Here is an 18,756-nt window from a genome sequence, read left to right as displayed (position 1 = left end):
CATAATAGCCCGTCACGTTGAAGGCATTTTTGGCAACACCTGGAATGGGCAAGTTCTTGTCATAGTCGTTTGAATAGGGCGACTCTGAGTCTGAATAGGTATAGTTGGCGGTAAAGCCATAACCGGCATCAAAGTCATATTGCGCCGAAAGTTCCAGACCCTTGATGGAGCCTGCTTCCCCATTGGTTGGCTGCGAGAAGGAACCAACGGTTGAGCCCTGCACCGTGCCATCGGCAACCGCACGGGGAACCGTATTGGTTTGAATGAAGGAGTCGATCTTCTTGTAGAACAAGCCAACCGAGACCAGACCCTTGCGGCCGAAATAATGTTCCCAAGCAAGGTCTGCTTGATCGGCCCGGAAGGGGTTCAAGTTTGGATTGCCGCCGCGACCACTTGTAAAGGCAAACCGATCAAGGTTCGGGCCGGGGGTTGAGACGCGGGTGAAGTCATATTGCGACCCCTCACCCAATTGGAACAAATTCTGACGGGCAACCACGCGGGCCAGTGAGGCCCGGATCTTATTGTTGTCGGTGGCGTCATAGACGATGCTGGCACTGGGCAGCACGTCGGTATAGTCGCGGACGGTACGCTCTGGCGTTGGGTTAGCCAACACACCGTTCCAGGAATCTGTACCCCAATAGCGTGGAGCAACTGGCGTCCCGCTCGAATTGACGGTCAATTCGGTATTGATGACGCGCACACCGCCATTGATGTGATAGCGGTCATCCGGCCGGCCGACATCCAACATCAAATAGCCGCTCTTGGTCTTTTCCTCGACCACAAAACTATTGAGGGGGTCGCGGTAGAAGGCAAAGGGTGTAGAGGGATAAAGCGACTTAATCCAGTCGACCGCATTTTCCATCTGATCGCGATTTTGGAAAAGGGCCTGAATGCCGCCAACCGTCACAGTCTCAAACCGGCCTGGTGTGGTTGCAGCGGTTTGATAAGGCGTAATCAAAGCAGGCGAATTGCCAAAGCGGGCCCCGGCATCGCACGCTGGACGCCCGGGTGTGCCCACGGGCAGCTCGCACGACTTATAGCCAATCGCGCCATCTTGGAAATAGCCCAGCGGGGTCCAGTTCTGGCCGAAATTGATGCCGTTTAACTCACCCTTGCCGGAATAATCCGCCAAATAGCGACCATATTCGCTGTCCACATTGCGCTCAGCATAGCGGGCACCAAAGCGCACGACCCAAAGGCCATCCAAGGCATCGGGGGCTTGCAGGGTAAAGTCTGCCCGGACGGCCGTATTGTCGATGGTGGTATTCTCACCAAAGACCCAATGCGACTTCGCAAAAACGCTCGACGGCGTGGTGAAGGCCGATGGTTGGGCAGGTGTAAAAGTCGGGAAGGCCCCATTGCTATAATTGAAGACCAAAGTCGTCGGTGCCGTTGGGTTTGGAATAAGGCCCGCTGCCGTCCCATTGCGCACGCCATATTGGGTATAACGCACGTCATTATTGCCCGCCGTGCTCTCATAATCTGCCTTCGAATGATAGGCACCGAGGTCGACTTTCAAGCGCTCTGTCAGCTCCCACGCCAGACCCAATTGGATGTTGTCGGTCTTGGCTTCGCCATTTTGCACAAAGCTGATGCCTTCGGCCGAATTGGCCGTAACCGTGCCGGACTCAAACACATTGTTTGCGCCAATCTGCAGATTGGCTGCGCCATAGGTTGCATTCTCATTGGCGAATGGGAATTTGAGCGAGGCTTCTTTCGTCAAAATCGTCAGGTTCGAATGGAACCAATCAAAGCGCAGGTCAGCTTTGTCTGACAATTTGAAATCGACATTGATCGAACCTGCCAAGCGCTCGCGGTCCTGATCGCGATTGGTGACATAGCGATATTCAGGCGACCAGATGTTGCGCGTCGTCGCATTGCTGAGCGGGCGATTGTTGAACTGCCAGCCGCCGCGATTATCGCCGCCCAAGGCGTCGGTTACCACATTGCTCTTCTCATAGGACAGACTGCCCAAGACGGCCAGGCGGTCGCTGAAGCGATAGCCCAATGTTGCCGACAAGGATGGGGTCGTCTCCCCATCTTCGCTTTGGTTGGCGCGGGCCTGACCGGCAAACAGAAGACCATCTTTCAGACTGCGGGCCGAACGCGTGCGTAGATTGATGATCCCGCCAAGGCCGCCTTCGAGCAGTGAGGATTGCGGTGACTTAAAGACGTCCACGCCGCCGATGAGATCAGAGGGCACACCTTCAAGCGAATCGGTCTGGGTGGCATTGCCCTCCCCGATCCGGAAAGCTTCAAGACCGGTCAGAAAGATTTCATTGTTAAGGACCACCACGTTCTGATCCAGACCGCGAATCCGCACTTTTGTGCCTTGACCATTTTCGCGGTCGATCTGAATACCGGGCAGACGCTGAAGGGATTCAGCGATGTTTTTGTCTGGGAACTCGCCAATATCTTCGGCGGTGATTGATTCAATGATGAGATTCGAATTGCGCTTTGTTGCCAGCGCATCAGCGACCGAGGCGCGATAACCGCGCACCACAACGGTCTCAACTTCTTGCGCTGGCTGTGCCTGCGAACTGGTCTGTGCGGTCTGAGCAGCTGCGCTTCCGGCGCAACCCAGAACCATGGCAATGACCGAAACGCTGGTACGCAGGCCTAGCCCATAGGTATATTTACGCATCTCTCTGTCCTCCCAAGGAATAAGTCATCAGTTGGTCTCTGATGTCGATTTTTATCGGCAGCTTCCGTCACTTCGATCGGGACCCAAGATCAGGACAACACCTGACCTTACCACTCCCGCGCCAAATTGACAGCGCTGTTATTCATAGCCTGCTCGAAATTGATTGCGCTGTCAATTGCTAGTTTGCGTTGCTGAAAATTATTTTCACACGCCAGCTCCCAAGGATTGACAACGCTATCAATCGTGAGTGACTAAGACAGAAGTTGAGGTGCAAGAAGGTTTGAAAATCATGTCGTGGGAAGCCGTAGACGCTCGAAAACTGCGCATTCAGGCAGAATTTGATGCCCTTTTGGTGCGTTCAAACGAACAAGTGCCCAGCACCAACGGTGTGTTTTGCCGCTTTCGCCATCCGGTGTTAACGCGCGACCATGTTCCCCTTGCTTGGCGGTTTGACTTCTCGGCAAAAAGAAACCCGCGCTTTTTAGAGCGGCTTGGCGTCAATGCTGCCTTTAACCCCGGCGCGCTCTATCATCAGGGCAAATATCTGCTGGTCGCCCGCGTGGAGGGGGCCGATCGCAAATCCTTTTTCGGCATGGCTGAAAGTGAAACGGGCGTCGATGGATTTCGCTTCTGGGACCATCCGCTCGACATCCCAGACGGCACCCCGCCGGACACCAATATTTACGACATGCGCCTGACCCGGCATGAGGATGGCTGGATCTATGGCCTATTTTGTACCGAGCGAAAGGACTTGGCGCTGCCCCATGATCTCACCGCCGCGGTGGCCGGATGTGGCATCGTCCGCACAAAGGATCTCCACGCATGGGAACGCCTACCAGACTTGGATGCGGGGCCAGGCCAACAGCGCAATGTTACCCTTCACCCAGAATATGTTGACGGCCAATACCTGCTTTACACCCGCCCACAAGACGGCTTTGTCGATGTCGGCGGCGGGGGCGGCATCGGTTGGGCCTTGGTGGAAGATATGAGCCGCGCGCGCATTGCAAAGCAAGAAATTGTCGACCCCCGCGCCTATCACACCATCAAAGAGGTCAAGAACGGCCAAGGCCCCCCTCCCCTCAAAACCCCTTATGGCTGGCTGCATCTGGCCCATGGCGTGCGCGATACCGCCGCTGGCCTGCGCTATGTGCTTTATGTGTTGCTGACCGATTTGAACGAGCCGTGGCGCGTGATCGCTGCACCCGGCGGCTATTTGATCGCCCCACAAGGCGGAGAGCGCGTAGGCGATGTTTCCAATGTCGCCTTCTGCAATGGCTGGGCCCATGACCCTGAAACCGGCCGGGTGCTCATTTATTACGCCTCATCCGACACCCGCGTCCATGTCGCCGAAACGCGCCTCGACGAATTATGCGACTATGCCCTCAACACGCCCCCCGACAGCCTATCGTCACGCGGGGCGTTTGAGCAAAGACAGGCGCTGATTGCTGGCAACGCGTAAACGGGGCTCTCATGAGCCGCAGGCCGGGCACTTGGTTCTGCGTAAGCTTCTACCCTAAGCAACGACTGTCTCAAAAAAGTGCGACAACTCATCGCGATATGACGATGCGAAGCGCGCCACGTTACGAGGCACTCTACTTCTAGATCACGGTTAGTTTTGTGCAAAGGCGTCGCGATAGAAGTCCCAATGACGGTTGCCGAGGGCGGTTAAAAGTCCGATGGGATCATGGCCAACGCGGGGAAGAACGATCCAGTCGTGAGGTATCTTGAGTCTAACCAAGTGATCGTGGAAAGCTTGATTGTTCAAGAAAGTCTCATCCTGATCGCCAATGACCAGCCGCAGACGGGAATGACGGGCGAGCTCTTTAGCATTTTGTTCCGCATAGCGGCGCGGGCTCACAGCTGCGAAACGCTCCTGACTACCGCCATAAACTTCCATAAGAAGATCTGCTGCCAAGACTCTGCTCGCGCGCGGAGTCCTTTCCAGCCTTTCCTGCAAAGGTCCGGCAGCCATCATGGAAACGCTGCCGAAGAGTTCAGGATACAGAAATCCCAAGCGCCCAGCGCCGTAACCGCCCATACTAAAGCCGTCCAACAGGCGCCCATCGCGGCGGCTTATGGTTGGCCATTTCATATCTATATGGGGGAGAAGTTCCTTGATGATAACTGTCTCAAGCGGCACTTGGCCATTCGCCCAGTCAACGTACATCCCCATCCGCAGTCCGTTGACGAATACCATAAAGATGGGTGGACACTTCTCCATTGTGATGGCGGCATCCAACAGCGCAGCCAAGGGGGCGATGCCCGCTACGCCGCCGCCAGACCCATGCAACCAGTAGACCACGGGGAGTCGCCGATTAGGTTCAACTTTGGACGCCTGGGGCTCATAAATGTGGAAACTAACATCAGTTGCCGCTGCCCTGCTTCTAAACTTTTGGAATGACAGGCCAGGTCCTTCAACCTTTGACGTCACCCACTGTACCGAACGAAGCGCAGAAGATATTCCTTGAGACTGGGCCAACTGTGCTCGGGCGACACTGCCAACGCCTAGGCCCATGAGGGAAGCACCTAGCCCCAGAAAGTGATTTCGCCGGCTGATCATCACACAGAACTTCCCAACCATTTCTCAGATGACTTTCAAACGGGCCGATCACCCCATTTCCGTCGCCAGTGGTGGTCAAACTCTGCAGATAACGCGCTTTGCCTCTGACAATAGGAAGAACACTCGTGGCCGAATCTAATCGCCAGATTTAGAGGTCTTATTTGCAGGCACCATCTTTAACTTCATACTCAAAGGAGGCTTCTATTCCTTGCGTGACATAGCCAATAAGGCAGCTGGTTTCTGAGCCATCCGTTCGTCGAACAATGATCTTCCCAGAACCTTCGCAGCTGATAGGAGTTCGTGCGGAAAAGTTCGACCCACGTTGTACAAATGGCTGACTTTTCCCACAAAGCTGAAGTTCGGCTGATGCAACGTCTCCAGACGGCGCGCGCACGACGAAATCGTTTTTAACATCAGAACAGCCCACAAAAAAGAAGGGGCAACCGACTAACCAGTAGAGCCATTTGCCATTGAAGGGAGTATTGAGCTTAGTAGGTCGCGTATAATGCCCTGAGTCCATTCCCAGAAAGTCTCCCAACCTGATTTAGTTTTGCGCGTGTTGGCATTCCTGTGCCGGGATTGCTCAGTCTTCCACATACGATCTGCGGGCTGGGTGAATCAAAATGAAGGCACGGCCCCAAAACTTGCTCTGCCCGCCTAGGTGCCTACCGGCATCCTTATCAGGTATATAGAAACAGCCTTTGCCAGACCGAGGCAAAGACTGTCTCCGCGTACAGCCTATACAAAGTGGAGCATGCATCACAGCATGCTCAATCTTGCACGTGGCAATCGTCAGAATTTCTTGGCAATTCCAATGATTATGTCAGTTGTTCGATAGTCGGCCTTTAAGGTGCGAGCACCGCTCTTCAAACTTGGACTATTGACAGAGAACGTCCGCAGTTCACCAAACCCCCTCCAATCTTGAGCGAATTCATACTCGACGCCAGCTATGCCCTGAACTGCAAACAGACTAGCTCTGGAGTATTGCCCGCGGTTTGCTGTTGCGCCAGCGTTTAAGTCGAAATCAACTTCACGAGTAAGGCCAATACCCAAACCGACGTAAGGCTTGAAATTACCAGCCTCATTGAAGGTATAAAGACCATTCACCATGATTGAAGTTGAAGCATAGTCACTATTGCTTGCTGCAACCCCGCTGAGGGAGTTTAGCGAACTGGATCGATAGGTGTACTCAAGCTCGCTTCGCCATGGGCCAGCATAGTCGTAGCCAATTGCTCCTCCAACCAATGTGCCCGCCCCGAACTTTCCTTTAGTGCGGGTTCCCCCGACTTGCAGGTCCGTGTTGCTCAATGTGGAGCTCCCGGCATAAACCTTCGCATAGAGACCGCCCTCATTATTGGCTGTTTGAGCGAGTGCTGTACCTCCAGATGCAAGAAGCGCCGAGACAACAGCCAACGTACGGTAGAACATTTTCTTTTCCTTCTAAGTGATTCACAGGGAGATTACGGTCGGGCTGGTTGCTCGACCTGTTGGGTACCTAAGTGATCGAATTCAAAGGAAAAGCGCTGCTGCACGAATGGTCGCAAATCCTGCACGAATGGACAGGTTATCTGCAGTCAGTTCGAAAACATTGCCGTCAGCTGGCGCAGTCATCGGGAAAAGAAGCGATGACGACAATGCTTTCACCTAAGCGAAGTGCTTGTGTGAGAGCAGCTCACCCTCGTAGAAGTCGGCTTTGTGCCATCAAAGCCCGTTGGAGACAGTTGATCCGTTTAAAAGCGCAAAGGGCAGTTAGCCTATGCTGCTCATACAATGGAAAGTTTTGCTTCATGGCCCTGTCAGAATCTGGGACACGTCGTTCTTCCTACGCCTGCTGACAGGTATCTTAAGACCTGTATCCATTTGCAAAAAGCCACGGGAACTAAGGCGCTTCTTCTGCAATATGTGAACCTGAGCAATCCAATGGGAGCGATGGACTTGCAGGCCCGGATAGCCAGCTTCTTTTAACTCCTCGATTGCTCGGCCAAAGGGGTAGAATATTAATGCTTCACCGGCAGCCGTGTACACACGTGTATAGTGAAGCTCGGCAGATAGGGCGACCAGATCAGTCCCTAGAGCTGTTGGAAGCAAAGCAAAGAAGGGCACCTTCAAAGAATCCGTATCACCGGTCTTACCGTCAGCTTGATTTTCAAGCGGGCCAGTATGCGGCTTAAGGTCTTCATCAGTCTTTGTTACGACTACGCCTTTATCTCGGACTGCGTCAAAATCGGTCTTTAAACGGATGGCATTCAGGCCAAGCCACGCTGCAAGCGCTGGGGGCGAAACAAAGGCAAGTTCTTCAAAAAACTCTAGATGCCAATCTTGAGGCAAAGCCACCGTGACTTGATCTAACCCCAAATGTCTATCAAGCGATATCCCAATCGGAACAAAAAGTGCGGCTCCCAAGAGACCCGAAAGAACCAATTGAGCAAAAACTGGCCACCCTACGATTGAGTTTAACTGCTGTAGCCCTAGTTGCATCAGCTGCATCATCGTCAAGAGTAGGCTTACTTGGATAAGCCAGAATGCAGCTCGTGGTACGATTGAAAGTTCTTGGGTCGAACTTGGATTTAGAAGTGTGATCACGGTTGCAATACATACTACTGAATAAGCCAAAAACTTGGGCCAACTTAGGTTCTGCGTGCTTGATGAATCGAGCTTGGACGTCATCCGTCGTCTTTACTCAAAGGATATACTCACTTCAAGCATTCAACCAATGGCCATTCATGCCAACTCTTTGGCTAGGTCGGGCAATCCGCTAGCTTTAGGGAATGCAAGAATGGACCAAAAGGTGCACATGGCTATACCCGTTTGCGGGCGCAGCTTGTGCTGCGCGTTCATTCCCCATGCCAACGTTCACACCCATTCACAGAGCCTAGGTCGCCCACTGCACGAACCCTTAAAATGCCCATTGACCCCGCCCTTGGGGCAGAGTGCAGAAGGAGATCGTCACTTAAGACGAGGTGCTGACATGAACTCTGATCGACCCGCAAAAATCGCCAAGCGTCTTGGTATCGGCTTAAAGGCATTACGCCTGTGGGAAGCAGAAGGGCTCATCAAACCACATCGTTTGGCAAATGGTTGGCGGGTGTTTCGGGACGAAGATATCACTGCTGCTTGGCGCATTGCCGCACTCAAGCAATTGGGCTTCTCGTTACGCGCGATCAAAGCTTTGCTAAGCCGTGGAACACCCAGTCTTGATGTGATCCTATCAGTGCAGGAACGCGCGTTGAATGAGCAAGCTTTGCAGATTCAACGCGCCCAAAAGGCGATCCAAGCAGCGCGAGAAAAACTCGCTGGCGGTGCTCATCTTGATGCTGATGCCCTCATCATCCTTCATCAGGAGACCAACATGTCGACTAATTTCATCAATCCAACCACGGAAAAATTGTGGGAGTCCACCTTTTCACCCGAACAAATCCACACGCTGAAAGAGCGGCCCTTCACCCCAGAAGCGCAAGAGCGCGTGGGCGCTGCTTGGGCTTCCGTCATTACCGAGGCGGACCGGTTACGCGTGATCGGCGACCCTGCCTCAGAAGCCGCCTTGGCACTTGGTCGGCGCTGGTTTTCGCTGGTGCGCGAGTTTACAAGAAGCGATCCCGGCATGATTGCATCAAGCCGCGATTTCTATGCCCAAGGCTTTGCCGACCCGACCACTGCCAGCCAGATGCCGTTTGACAAAGGCGTGTGGGATTTCATTCATAAAGTCGCCGAACAATTGGTCGCGCGGGGCGAGGCCATCACTTAGACCCATCGGGCGCTTTATGGGGTGCATTCCTAATCGAATGCACCCTCCAGCATCATGTGTCTGGCTATTTCTGCGGCTTTAATCCGCATTGGCTGAATACCCCTCGAACAGAGACATTCAGGGCCGCTCGCTTGGCTTTGTTGTACAAGTCAAGGACCGTCGAACAACTGATAGGATCGCCATTTCGGTAATCGCTTTCAATCCGGCGAATCGCCATTTGAATGGCAGGCTTATGACCAAGCGCTACAGAATTATTCAAAAGCGCCTCGGCGCGTTCTGCGTCTTTTGGCAAGCCTAAGCCATTGGCAAAGACTCGCGAGGCAAAATAGCTTCGCTCCCCTGAACGATCAGCCGCTGCATGCGACAAGATTTCATTCAGACTGCCCCTGCCCCACAAGACTGTTGTGTTACGCCCCAAGGTCATCACACGGTCGCCAGACGCACTGGCAACGAGAGACGCGAAATCCTGCAGCGGCACGCGCCAGAACTCAGTCCCATCCAGCGTGCTCCAAGCCGAAAGCGATGTGCCGTCTGCAATCACGACTTGATTGCCTTCTTGGGCAAAAGCCACCCCCTCAAGGCTTGGTGCCACTGGAAGCCAAATCTGGGCTCCGCCTTTTGCACCAAGCTTCCAAAACAGGACTTGCCGCCTCAGATCTTGTTCAGACCGCGCACCTTCAAGAATAAGGGCTTGATCGTCAGGACTAAATCTGGGCCGGGCAGCTCGCAGGAACTCTTGTCTGGCCAAAGTGCGGCCATTGGTAAGATCGAAAACTGTAACTAAAGCCCATTCGCGCCGGCCCTGAAAATTTTGAACCAGTGCCAATCTTTGCCCAGACTGACTTAGCGCGGCATGTTTGATACTGCCGTCACCTATGCTGGTACCAAGTGTCTGCAGAACTTGAGACGTGCGACCATCCACAAGCCCCAAGATTCGAGAAACGCCATCTTTCGAATAAAGCCAGGTAAGTGCGAGATTAGCCTCTGAAGAGAATGCTACTACTTGATGATTGTACGGCGAGGGCGTCTCACTTGGATACTGACTCCACAGGAGCGTATTGGGAATGCTCGATAAGATTTGCCCCGATGGCAGCGCGAGGGAGCCCGCCAATGCGCCTTCACTTTTAAGGCCGCCTATGAAGCCAAATTGCCCGATGCGATCAATGAAGGAGGCCTCCGTCCCAACAGGAACTTGGAATGAAGCACTTACTTTTTCTTGACCACTGGCGGTGACCTCACTGACGCGGCCAGAAGTCCCACTAACCAAGACCACAGAATTGGACTTTGGCATAAATCCAGCCTGATTGACCCCGTCGAAGATTGCAACAGGGACCAATCCCTCAGAGGGCGCTTGCTTGGATTGAGCGGCTACAGGGCGTGGTGGCGAAATAACCGCAAAAATAAGTGCAATGAAAACGAAATGTCGCAGGTCCAGTTTTATCATAGTCCACCAAAGTCTAAGTTTCGGCGTTGCATTTGAAGTGCAAACAATACATCCGCCATAGATAGATTTCTTCAGCGATAGAAGTAAAGCCGGGATGTTTTCTGCCGAAATGCACAAGGCTTCACCCCAACAGACTTTTGCGGCGAAAGTCTGCGGGAAACTGGCAGCACGTTAGATGGTCAAGCTAAACAGCCCCCCTGAGAGCGGATAGCTTTGAAGTTGCGCCGGACTAAGGCGCATGCGCGAGGTGCTAACTAGGCAATGCCCAACTTGGCCGGGCATGGTGGAGACACTGCTGACATGGGGCACGGGAATTGGATGCAGGGCCAAAAGAGCCCCCGTAGCCGACAATTCGGCAATCGATGATCCTCCCCACATCGCAACAAGGATGCGATGATCGGGAAGGACAACAAGGCCATCCGGTTTGCCAGCAATCCCCATAAAGTCAGAGAGAATTCGCGGCGCACCCAGCTCTGGTCGAGGCTCGCAGATGTCAAATGCCAAGAGTGTGCGCAATAAAGTGTCGGCAACGATCACCTTCTTGCCGTCCGGGGTAAGGTCGATCCCATTTGGAATGCCCAGCCCGCTGGCAACAATCTTCACGTCACCTTCGGAGCTGCAATGAATGATCTTTCCCTTCCCGGCCAGTGCGCCAGAGTGAAAAGCGGTCGCCCAAATGCCCCCGACCCCGTCTGCGCACATATCGGTAAGGCTTACGCCTTCGCCTAAATCCGTGCAGACAGCAAAAACCGAAAGCGACCCAGAGATCGGGTCAAGCTTGAATAGGCTTTGGTTTGCGACTGCCATCAGGCCAGTCTCGGTTTCAGCTAAGCTCGAAACTGGATGGGCCAATGGAAGCTGGGTCAATACTTTGTCAGAACAGCGATAGCTGAACAGATAGGCCTGCACAGGATCAACCCAAAAAATGCTATCGAGACGAGCCACATAAATGGGTGACTCACCTATTATAGCTTCAGGCTGACATAGAAGCTTTGCGCCCGGCTCGTGGTGCTTGAACGCCGTCATCACGCGCTCTGCTTTCTCGCGAACCAGAGCAGGTGTATCACCTGGCTTATAGATTTCTGAGCCAAGACCAAAGCCCGCCACGCCGGTGGAGCGCCAGGCAGAAAAATCCTTTGCCCCAATCCCCCCCACCGCGAGAACCTGTATCTGCGCCGGTAAAACTGCGGACATGGCTTTCAAGAATTCTGGCCCAAGGCTTCCCGCTGGAAAGAGCTTCAAATAAAGCGCTCCGGCTTTAATCGCCGCAAAGGCTTCGGTGGGCGTACTGCTCCCCGGTAAAGCCACCATACCGCGATCAAGCGCCGCCCCAATCACGTCGGGGTCCATGTTTGGCGAGACGCAGATCTGGCCCCCCTGATCGGCGACATCGTGAACCTGCTGGACCTCGGTGACCGTGCCTGCACCAATAATAATGCGATCACCAAAATGGGTTCGCAACGCGGAAATGGATTTCAAAGGCTCAGGAGAGTTGAGCGGTACTTCTGCAATCCGAAATCCGGCACAATAAAGTGCTTCAACGACCTCAATGGCTTCCTCCGGCTTTAGGCCACGTAGAATCGCGACAAGTGGGCAACTGGCCAGAGCCGCCGCAAATGCTGTGGCATGCATCATTGGGCCTCTGCTTCAAAACTCGCTTGATGCAGGGCTGCAAACCCCGCCAAGCATGCCGAATCCGATGAGACGATGATTGACTTTAGGCCCATTTCGTCAAGCGCAGCCTGATAAAGACTGGCGACGAGCGGGTTTCCAACCATTTCGATGGCCGCAGTTCCGAATTGTGCCAGACGGGCCTTTGCATCCGCCAATTCCGAACCAATCAATAGCCCCCGCAGATATGAAGCCGCGTCCGCTTTTTCCATCTTCTTTCGCATGACCAAGGCGCGCGCTTGGAACAAAAGGCTCGCAAGGCTGCGCCCACTCGACCAAGACTCGCCAAGCCCTCGCGAAAACCAAAGACCTGGCTTCGCAGGCCCATCAATGATTGAGGCAAGAATGCCCTTCTCGGTAACCCGATCAAACAATTCCCCCGCCATGGAGGTGAAGAAGATTTCGATTGAATTGCCTGTCATGGACACCCATTTCGAATGTGTGCCCGGCAAAAGGATGGTGCGATGCCCTGAACCGGCCTTACTTGAAGGGCGCATCAACAAACCGAAAAGCTCAAGTTCTTCGCCACGCAACACATCGGGTTGGCCAGATGCATCGTCGCACGTAAGCCCCGGCACGATGGCGACGTCGCGGCCCGCCATTTTGGTTCTGGTCAATTGGTGAGACAAGGCGTCAATGGAAGTTGGGCACTGAATATAGGGGGCCTCAACCCAACCGACATTCGAACCGATCATGCCAGACGCATAAATTTGGCGAGCCTGCGGCCATTGCACATTCAACAGCTCAATCTGCTCTTCCATACCTTCTCGGGTAAGACCCAATATCCCGCATGGGCGGGACACTTCGTCAATCTTTGATCCATTATGGGCGATGAGATAAGCGCGGAAATTGCTGCTGCCCCAATTGATCCCAATAAAGGGTCTATCTTCTTGTGACATGGGCACCTCCATCGATTAAGTAGATTGAGCCCGTAATCCAAGACGACTGGTCGCACGCCAAAAACAGAGCAAGGTTTGCGACATCCTCAGGTTTGCCTAACCGCCCCAAAGGATGCCGGCCTATATTGCGTGTCCGGGCAAGTTCAGGATCGCCTTGCGCGGCAAATGAGGCGTGTAATAAGGGCGTGTCGATAGAGGCGGGCGCAATGGCATTAACCCGAACCCCCTTGGGTGCAAGTTCAAGAGCCGCTGTCTTGGTAAGATTATTGAGCGCCCCTTTGGAAGCTGCATAGGCAGCCAAACTGGGCGTCGCAAAGTCCGCGTTGATGGACGAGACGAGGATGATGCTGCCTGTCCCCTTGGCAATCATATCGGGTGCAAATGCTTGGATGAGGCGCACAGCACCAGCCACATTTACATTATAGATTTCGTTGAAGCGCTCGGGAGAACTCTCAAAGATCGTGGCATTGTCGCTGATAGCAGCAGCATGGACTAGGATATCCACCGCGGCGACCTCGCGGCGGATCTGGGCGGCGAGCTCGCTGATCTGTTCGCTATCGCCCACATCACATTGGAAATTGTGGTTACATGTATCTGGCCTTTGACGACCAAAGCCAATTGTTGTTGCGCCATTATGCTGAAAACACTTCGCTATGGCAGAACCAATACCACTTCCGGCACCAGAAATGACCGCAACACGATCTTTGAGGGTTTCACTCATCATGCTGCGGCCACTCCTCTATTGACGCGTCACTCAGCCTAAAACTTTGCGCTCAGTGTCAGCTTGTACTGGCGACCATAAATGACATTTGTGCGCAAGGCTTCTTCTACGCCATCAAAGGTGCGTTGCTCGCTATCAAGGAGGTTGGCGGCCTCAAAGCTTAAAGTATAGCGATCGTTGAAATCATAGCGGGCACTCGCCGATAGGTCTGAGTAGCTATCATTATAGATACCCGTGTTGGCAGCCGATAGTGACAGCAAATAAGCATCCCGCCAATTATAGGCGAGGCGGAAGCTGACAGGCCCCTTTTCATAATAGCCGACCAAATTCACATTGTTCTCAGACAGACCTGGCAGCGGCAAAACGCGACCACTTCCGTCAACAATCGGGGTCTCCGATTTGATATAGCTATAGGTCGCATTGACACCGAATCCATCAAATGGCGCGGGGAGGAAACTGAGCGGCTGCTGATAGAGCAACTCAATCCCTTGAACATTGGCCCCCTCACCATTGATCTTCCGATTGATGAGATAATTCACCCCACTATAGGATTCAGCACTTTGCCGCTGAATGATGAAAGTGGAGATATCCTTGTAAAACAGCCCGACCGAAACCATCGAGTCTTTCGCGAAATACCATTCCAAGGAAGCATCAAGCTGGTCTGCCTCAAACGGCTTAAGACCGGGCGCACCGCCAGACCCCGTACCAGGCGATGTTTGCACCCCATTCACAAAGACCGCATTGTTGGAAAGGGTCAAGCCATTGTTGAGGTCTTCTGTATTGGGGAATGCGACCACCTGGGCCAAACCAGCGCGAATCTGGAAACTATCCGATAGCTCAAGCCGGAGAGCAGCCGATGGCAACGCCTTTTCGTCCTTCGCCTTAAACGACACTGGAACGGCGGTTCCCGTTGACGAAATCTGATTGCCAACAGAGGTCATGTCGCGACTTATGTAGCGGACACCCACATTGCCGGAAAGCGCAACAACGCCAATTTCATGTTCAAAATTGGCCTTCAAGTATAGGTCCGAGAAGTCTTCTTCGATCTCAAACGTACCCGCCAATGAATTGAGCGTGGTGCCAGGTGACGTACATTGGACGTTCTGAGACACAACCGGGATTGTTGTGAAGGCCTCGCAACCTGTCAATTTAGACGAGCCAACAAGATAGCTGCGGGGCAAGCCAGAAAAGCCGCCAGAGAGGAAGTTTGGTCGTGATCTCACGGCGACGAGGTCGCCCAAAGTGTTGGCAACAAGACCGCCAGCTGGGCGAATATCTGCGCGCAAGGGTGCTTGAACCGTGTTTAGATTGCTGAACCGCGCGCCGGCCTGAAGTGTCGTAAAGGCACCTTTATTGACATCAATCGTCCAATCATTGCGGGCGGCCCATGTGGTGGATTCAGAGGTGAAGACCTGATCAAACAGGATCGTAAATCGCAATTGAGCCGGATTGAGAAGATCAATGCCATTGATGGTAAAGCTGCCATAATTTGTCTTTGTCAGATCAAAATCAACAACCGGCGTGATCCCGACAATCGGTTGAAGCCGGAAGTACATTTGTTGATATGTAGAGGTTGATTTACCCCAAGAGACCTCTGCTGTGGTCGAAACACCGTCACGCAGATCAAAGCTTGCGTGCAGCGCCGTGGAGAGCACATCGGCTTCGGTATTGGCAAATTCGGTATTGGTCAGAACAGCGGTGCTGGCTCTGCCACTCAACAAGATGTTGTTCGCCGAGTAAACGGGATTGGTTAAACCGCTGGTCGGGTTAAAGGCCAACCAATGCCGTTTACGATCCGAAGTCAGTTTTGAGTAAAAAGCATCAAAGGAGAACTCAGAGCTTTCATTCGGCTGCCACTGGACCATCGCACTTGCACCCACGCGATCGCGGGTCTCGTTGATTTCCTGGGCCCGAATATCTGCATGGCCAAAACGGGTAATGCCGCCTTCTGTAAAGCGTGAATAGCCCGAGAAGGTTCCTAGCCCTTCTTCTGATAGCTCGCGACTACTTGCGCTGGCGGTGACCAAAACCCCTAAAGTGTCATTGGCGAATTTTCCGGTGGCGAGGCCAAAAATCTCGTAGCCACCAGCTTCAGACTGGCTATCGAAAGTCCCCGAAACATTAAGGGCATTGGCTGAGCTGGATCGGTCCAAGGGCTTTCTGGTTCTAATGTCGACAAGCCCGCCTAGAGCCCCAGCAATTTGATCAGCCCCGGCCAGCTTTGTAACTTCAAGTCGGGAGATCAGCGGCGACGGGACCAGACCCAATAAGCCGTAAGTTGAGGTTTCGAGTTGGTCCAGACCATTGCCACCGCGCCCGGTAGAATCGACGATCTGGCGTCCGTTATAGAGAATTACATTTTGGCGAAGACCGCGCACCGAGATATCAGACCCCTCCCCGATGCCGCGATCAACTTGCACCCCTGACACGCGGGCGAGGGATTCTGCCACATTCACATCTGGCAACTTGCCGATATCATCGGCGACAATCGCGTCGACAATCTGAGTGGAGCTGCGCTTGATTTCGCGCGCCGCCTCTAAGCTTCGACGCACACCCCGCACAACAACGACATCGGTCTCCGTCGACGCCGAAACTGAGGGCCCAGACGATTGGGCAGAGGCATGTCCACCCGCCAAAGTCAATCCAAACACGATCGCTGATGAACCTAAAATCAGAGACTTATAGCGTGATGTCATCTTCTATCCTCCCAAAGGACGCTTCTTCTTATCCAGTATTAACGTCGCTATTATAGCAATGTCAAGCAGAACTAAAAACACCTGAGAATCCATAGACATCGGCATTTCCGCCTTATTTATCGGCAGTTAGACCATAAAATTTGTCTACGCACACCCTATTGACCAAACAGCAAATGCAAAATAATGCGTATATAGCAACATTTTGCGAGGGTCTCATCCATGTCAAAGCCATTGATCGGCGCATTTCCAGTTTTGCCGACCATTTTTGATTCTACCGGACAGATTGATGAGGCGGGCCTCAAACGAGTCCTAGACTATGTCATCCATGCGGGCGCAGCCGGCATTGTCTTCCCAGGACTTGCAAGCGAATATGATTGCTTAACACAGGAAGAGCGCCTGCACTTAACCGCCAAAATTGGTGAGTGGAATCAGGGACGCGTACATTTCATCGTCGGGGCAAGTTCTCTTACCCCAGAAGATTCTGCGCGCTTTGCTTTGGCGGGGGCACGGGCGGGCGCATCTGCGGCAATGATCATGACACCCCATGCTTATGCCCATGATCTAAAGGAAATGGCGGCATTTTATGAGCAGGTCGGTGCCCAAACAAGCCTTCCCCTCATGCTACAAAATGCCCCTGCCCCGATGGGGATTGGCCTGTCTCTCGAGCATGTGGCGAGTATCATGAGCGAGGTCCCAGCCATCACCTATGTGAAGGAAGAAGCCGCCCCATCAGGACAGCGCATCTCACGGCTCGCAGAATTGACCCATGGAGAATTAAGCGGGATTTTAGGCGGCGCGGGCGGCCGCTATCTGATTGATGAACTCAGTCGCGGTGCCGTGGGGTCGATGCCAGCGTGTGAAATCACCGAAATCCATGCGGCCATCATAAAGCACTTCCTCGCCGGAGAAGAAAAGATCGCACGCGACCTGTTTGAACGGTCCCTGCCGCTTCTAAACGTGCAAGCCAATTTCCGTTGGCGCTTAACCAAAGAGGTTCTTCGTCGCCGCGGTCTGATTGAAAGCACATACACACGCGCCAAAGGACCCAGCTTAGATGCCTATGATCTGAAGGAAGTCGATGCTCTACTTGCCCGGATCAAAGACCTAACTGGAATAAGCTAATGCCCAAGCCGCGGATTGTTGGAACCGATACCTTCATTGTCTCAAGGCCACGCGACATTCCTTATCTGGGACCGCTTGGCGATGGTGAGCAGGTCAATCGGCGCGGCTATATTGTGCGCCTTGGCAATGGCACCATTTATCCAACTGCTGATCAATCGGTTGTTGTCAAAATCACGCTCGACACGGGCCTAGTGGGTTGGGGCGAAACCTACGGCATTTGCGCACCCAAGGCCGTCTGCGAAATTATCAATGACATGCTGGCCCCCGTGCTCGAGGGTGCAGATCCCGAGGAAGCAGAAACGATTTGGGACACGCTTTACGGCCTCATGCGCGTCCGAGGTCATGCCAGCGGGTTCTATTTGGATGCCCTGGCCGCCATCGACATCGCGTTGTGGGATCTAAAAGGCAAATTGGCGGGAGTGCCAATTCGCAACCTGCTTTGCCCTAACCCGAGAAACTCGATCCCTGCCTATCTGTCCGGTTTGCCGGAAGCTACTTTGGAAGGCCGTGTTGCGCTTGCGCGAAAATTGATCAGCGAAGGCTTTTCAGCCGTCAAATTTGCAGCTGTCGTCAGCCATGAAGGCATTGAAGCAGAGATGGGCGCACTCAGATCCGCCCTCGGCCCCAAAATTGATTTGATGGTTGATTTGCATTGGAAGTTTTCACAGGCGGAAGCCCTAGAGCTCCTACATCGGCTCGCACCGCACAAGCCCTATTTCGCCGAAGCTCCGATTGCACCAGAGGATATTGAGGGGCTGAGAAGCGTAGCAGCCCAGTCACCAATCCCGATCGCCGCAGGAGAAGAATGGCCCACCGACTATGTGGCGGGCCCTCGCCTGAAGGACGGCAATTTAGCCTTTGTGCAGCCCGAAATGGCGCATACCGGAATAACCCAATTCTTGCGGATCGCTCAACTTGCGCAACGTCATGGAGCCAAATTAGCACCCCACGCCACAATTGGCTCAGGCTTCTTCCTGTCAGCAAGCATTCAGGTGTCATCCGCACTGGCCAATGTGGCAACACATGAATTCCAGCACAGCGTGTTCAATCCCTCAAGCGGACTGATTACCACCGACATGACATGTACAGACGGAGCCTATCACCTTCCAACAGGCCCAGGGCTTGGTGTGGAGCCGGGCCCAGACTTCTTGAAGCATGCTGTCCATGTGGGATGACACAAAACATGCTAACTCTATGCGTGAGCAGAACGGTGAACCCTCGGCGCATGCCGCAGCGGCTTTGCCGGCCAGATCA

Annotated in this window: 13 protein-coding genes; 4 read left to right on the top strand and 9 right to left on the bottom strand. The window is 53.5% G+C overall.

The window, feature by feature from the left end:
- On the bottom strand, window positions 1-2,644 hold a 2,644-nt coding region (locus IOB61_RS06975; protein ID WP_290814183.1), incomplete at its 3' end, for a TonB-dependent receptor.
- Between the two features lie 289 nt (window positions 2,645-2,933).
- On the opposite strand from IOB61_RS06975, the gene IOB61_RS06970 reads away from it, so the two are divergent.
- A complete protein-coding gene (locus IOB61_RS06970) occupies window positions 2,934-4,103 on the top strand; it encodes a glycosidase (protein ID WP_290814181.1) in 1,170 nt (389 codons plus the stop codon).
- A 150-nt stretch (window positions 4,104-4,253) separates the two neighbouring features.
- On the opposite strand, the gene IOB61_RS06965 is transcribed toward IOB61_RS06970, so the two are convergent.
- The 3 genes from IOB61_RS06965 to IOB61_RS06955 all read right to left on the bottom strand — a co-directional run bounded on the left by IOB61_RS06965 (window position 4,254) and on the right by IOB61_RS06955 (window position 7,871).
- Entirely contained in the window at window positions 4,254-5,159 is a 906-nt protein-coding gene (locus IOB61_RS06965; RefSeq protein ID WP_290814187.1) for an alpha/beta hydrolase-fold protein, read from the bottom strand.
- An 837-nt stretch (window positions 5,160-5,996) separates the two neighbouring features.
- Window positions 5,997-6,632: an outer membrane protein gene (locus IOB61_RS06960; RefSeq protein ID WP_290814178.1), complete on the bottom strand. Its 636-nt coding sequence runs from the start codon at window positions 6,630-6,632 to the stop codon at window positions 5,997-5,999.
- Window positions 6,633-6,989: 357 nt separating this feature from the next.
- Window positions 6,990-7,871: a LytTR family DNA-binding domain-containing protein gene (locus tag IOB61_RS06955; RefSeq protein ID WP_290814176.1), complete on the bottom strand. Its 882-nt coding sequence runs from the start codon at window positions 7,869-7,871 to the stop codon at window positions 6,990-6,992.
- A 301-nt stretch (window positions 7,872-8,172) separates the two neighbouring features.
- On the opposite strand from IOB61_RS06955, the gene IOB61_RS06950 reads away from it, so the two are divergent.
- On the top strand, window positions 8,173-8,949 hold the full coding sequence (locus tag IOB61_RS06950; protein ID WP_290814174.1) for a MerR family transcriptional regulator: 777 nt from the start codon (window positions 8,173-8,175) through the stop codon (window positions 8,947-8,949).
- Window positions 8,950-9,013: 64 nt separating this feature from the next.
- Here IOB61_RS06950 and IOB61_RS06945 read toward each other — a convergent pair whose 3' ends face one another.
- From IOB61_RS06945 to IOB61_RS06920, 5 genes are all read right to left on the bottom strand, one after another.
- Window positions 9,014-10,240, bottom strand: coding sequence for a hypothetical protein (locus IOB61_RS06945; RefSeq protein WP_290814172.1), 1,227 nt, complete (start codon window positions 10,238-10,240; stop codon window positions 9,014-9,016).
- A gap of 324 nt (window positions 10,241-10,564) precedes the next feature.
- On the bottom strand, window positions 10,565-12,028 hold the full coding sequence (locus tag IOB61_RS16815) for a 2-dehydro-3-deoxy-6-phosphogalactonate aldolase (RefSeq protein WP_367272821.1): 1,464 nt from the start codon (window positions 12,026-12,028) through the stop codon (window positions 10,565-10,567).
- Window positions 12,025-12,963, bottom strand: a complete 939-nt coding sequence (locus tag IOB61_RS06930) for a 2-dehydro-3-deoxygalactonokinase (RefSeq protein ID WP_290814170.1) — start codon at window positions 12,961-12,963, stop codon at window positions 12,025-12,027. The genes IOB61_RS16815 and IOB61_RS06930 overlap by 4 nt, the downstream gene beginning before the upstream one ends.
- Window positions 12,947-13,687 carry an SDR family NAD(P)-dependent oxidoreductase gene (locus IOB61_RS06925; RefSeq protein ID WP_290814168.1) on the bottom strand — a complete coding sequence of 247 codons (741 nt, stop codon included), beginning with the start codon at window positions 13,685-13,687 and terminating at the stop codon, window positions 12,947-12,949. The genes IOB61_RS06930 and IOB61_RS06925 overlap by 17 nt, the downstream gene beginning before the upstream one ends.
- Before the next feature lie 35 nt (window positions 13,688-13,722).
- Window positions 13,723-16,380, bottom strand: a complete 2,658-nt coding sequence (locus IOB61_RS06920) for a TonB-dependent receptor (protein WP_290814165.1) — start codon at window positions 16,378-16,380, stop codon at window positions 13,723-13,725.
- A gap of 219 nt (window positions 16,381-16,599) precedes the next feature.
- Here IOB61_RS06920 and IOB61_RS06915 point away from each other — a divergent pair, with 219 nt between their 5' ends.
- A complete protein-coding gene (locus IOB61_RS06915; protein ID WP_290814163.1) occupies window positions 16,600-17,502 on the top strand; it encodes a dihydrodipicolinate synthase family protein in 903 nt (300 codons plus the stop codon).
- Complete coding sequence (locus IOB61_RS06910) at window positions 17,502-18,677, top strand: mandelate racemase/muconate lactonizing enzyme family protein (protein WP_290814161.1); 1,176 nt, start codon at window positions 17,502-17,504, stop codon at window positions 18,675-18,677. Before IOB61_RS06915 ends, IOB61_RS06910 begins: the two co-directional genes overlap by 1 nt.
- Window positions 18,678-18,756: the final 79 nt, after the last annotated feature.

The sequence above is a fragment of the Aquidulcibacter sp. genome (assembly GCF_020253525.1).
Taxonomy (GTDB): Bacteria; Pseudomonadota; Alphaproteobacteria; order Caulobacterales; family Aquidulcibacteraceae; genus Aquidulcibacter.
Note: the sequence above shows the minus strand (reverse complement) of the source record. Positions and strands in the feature narration are given on the sequence as shown.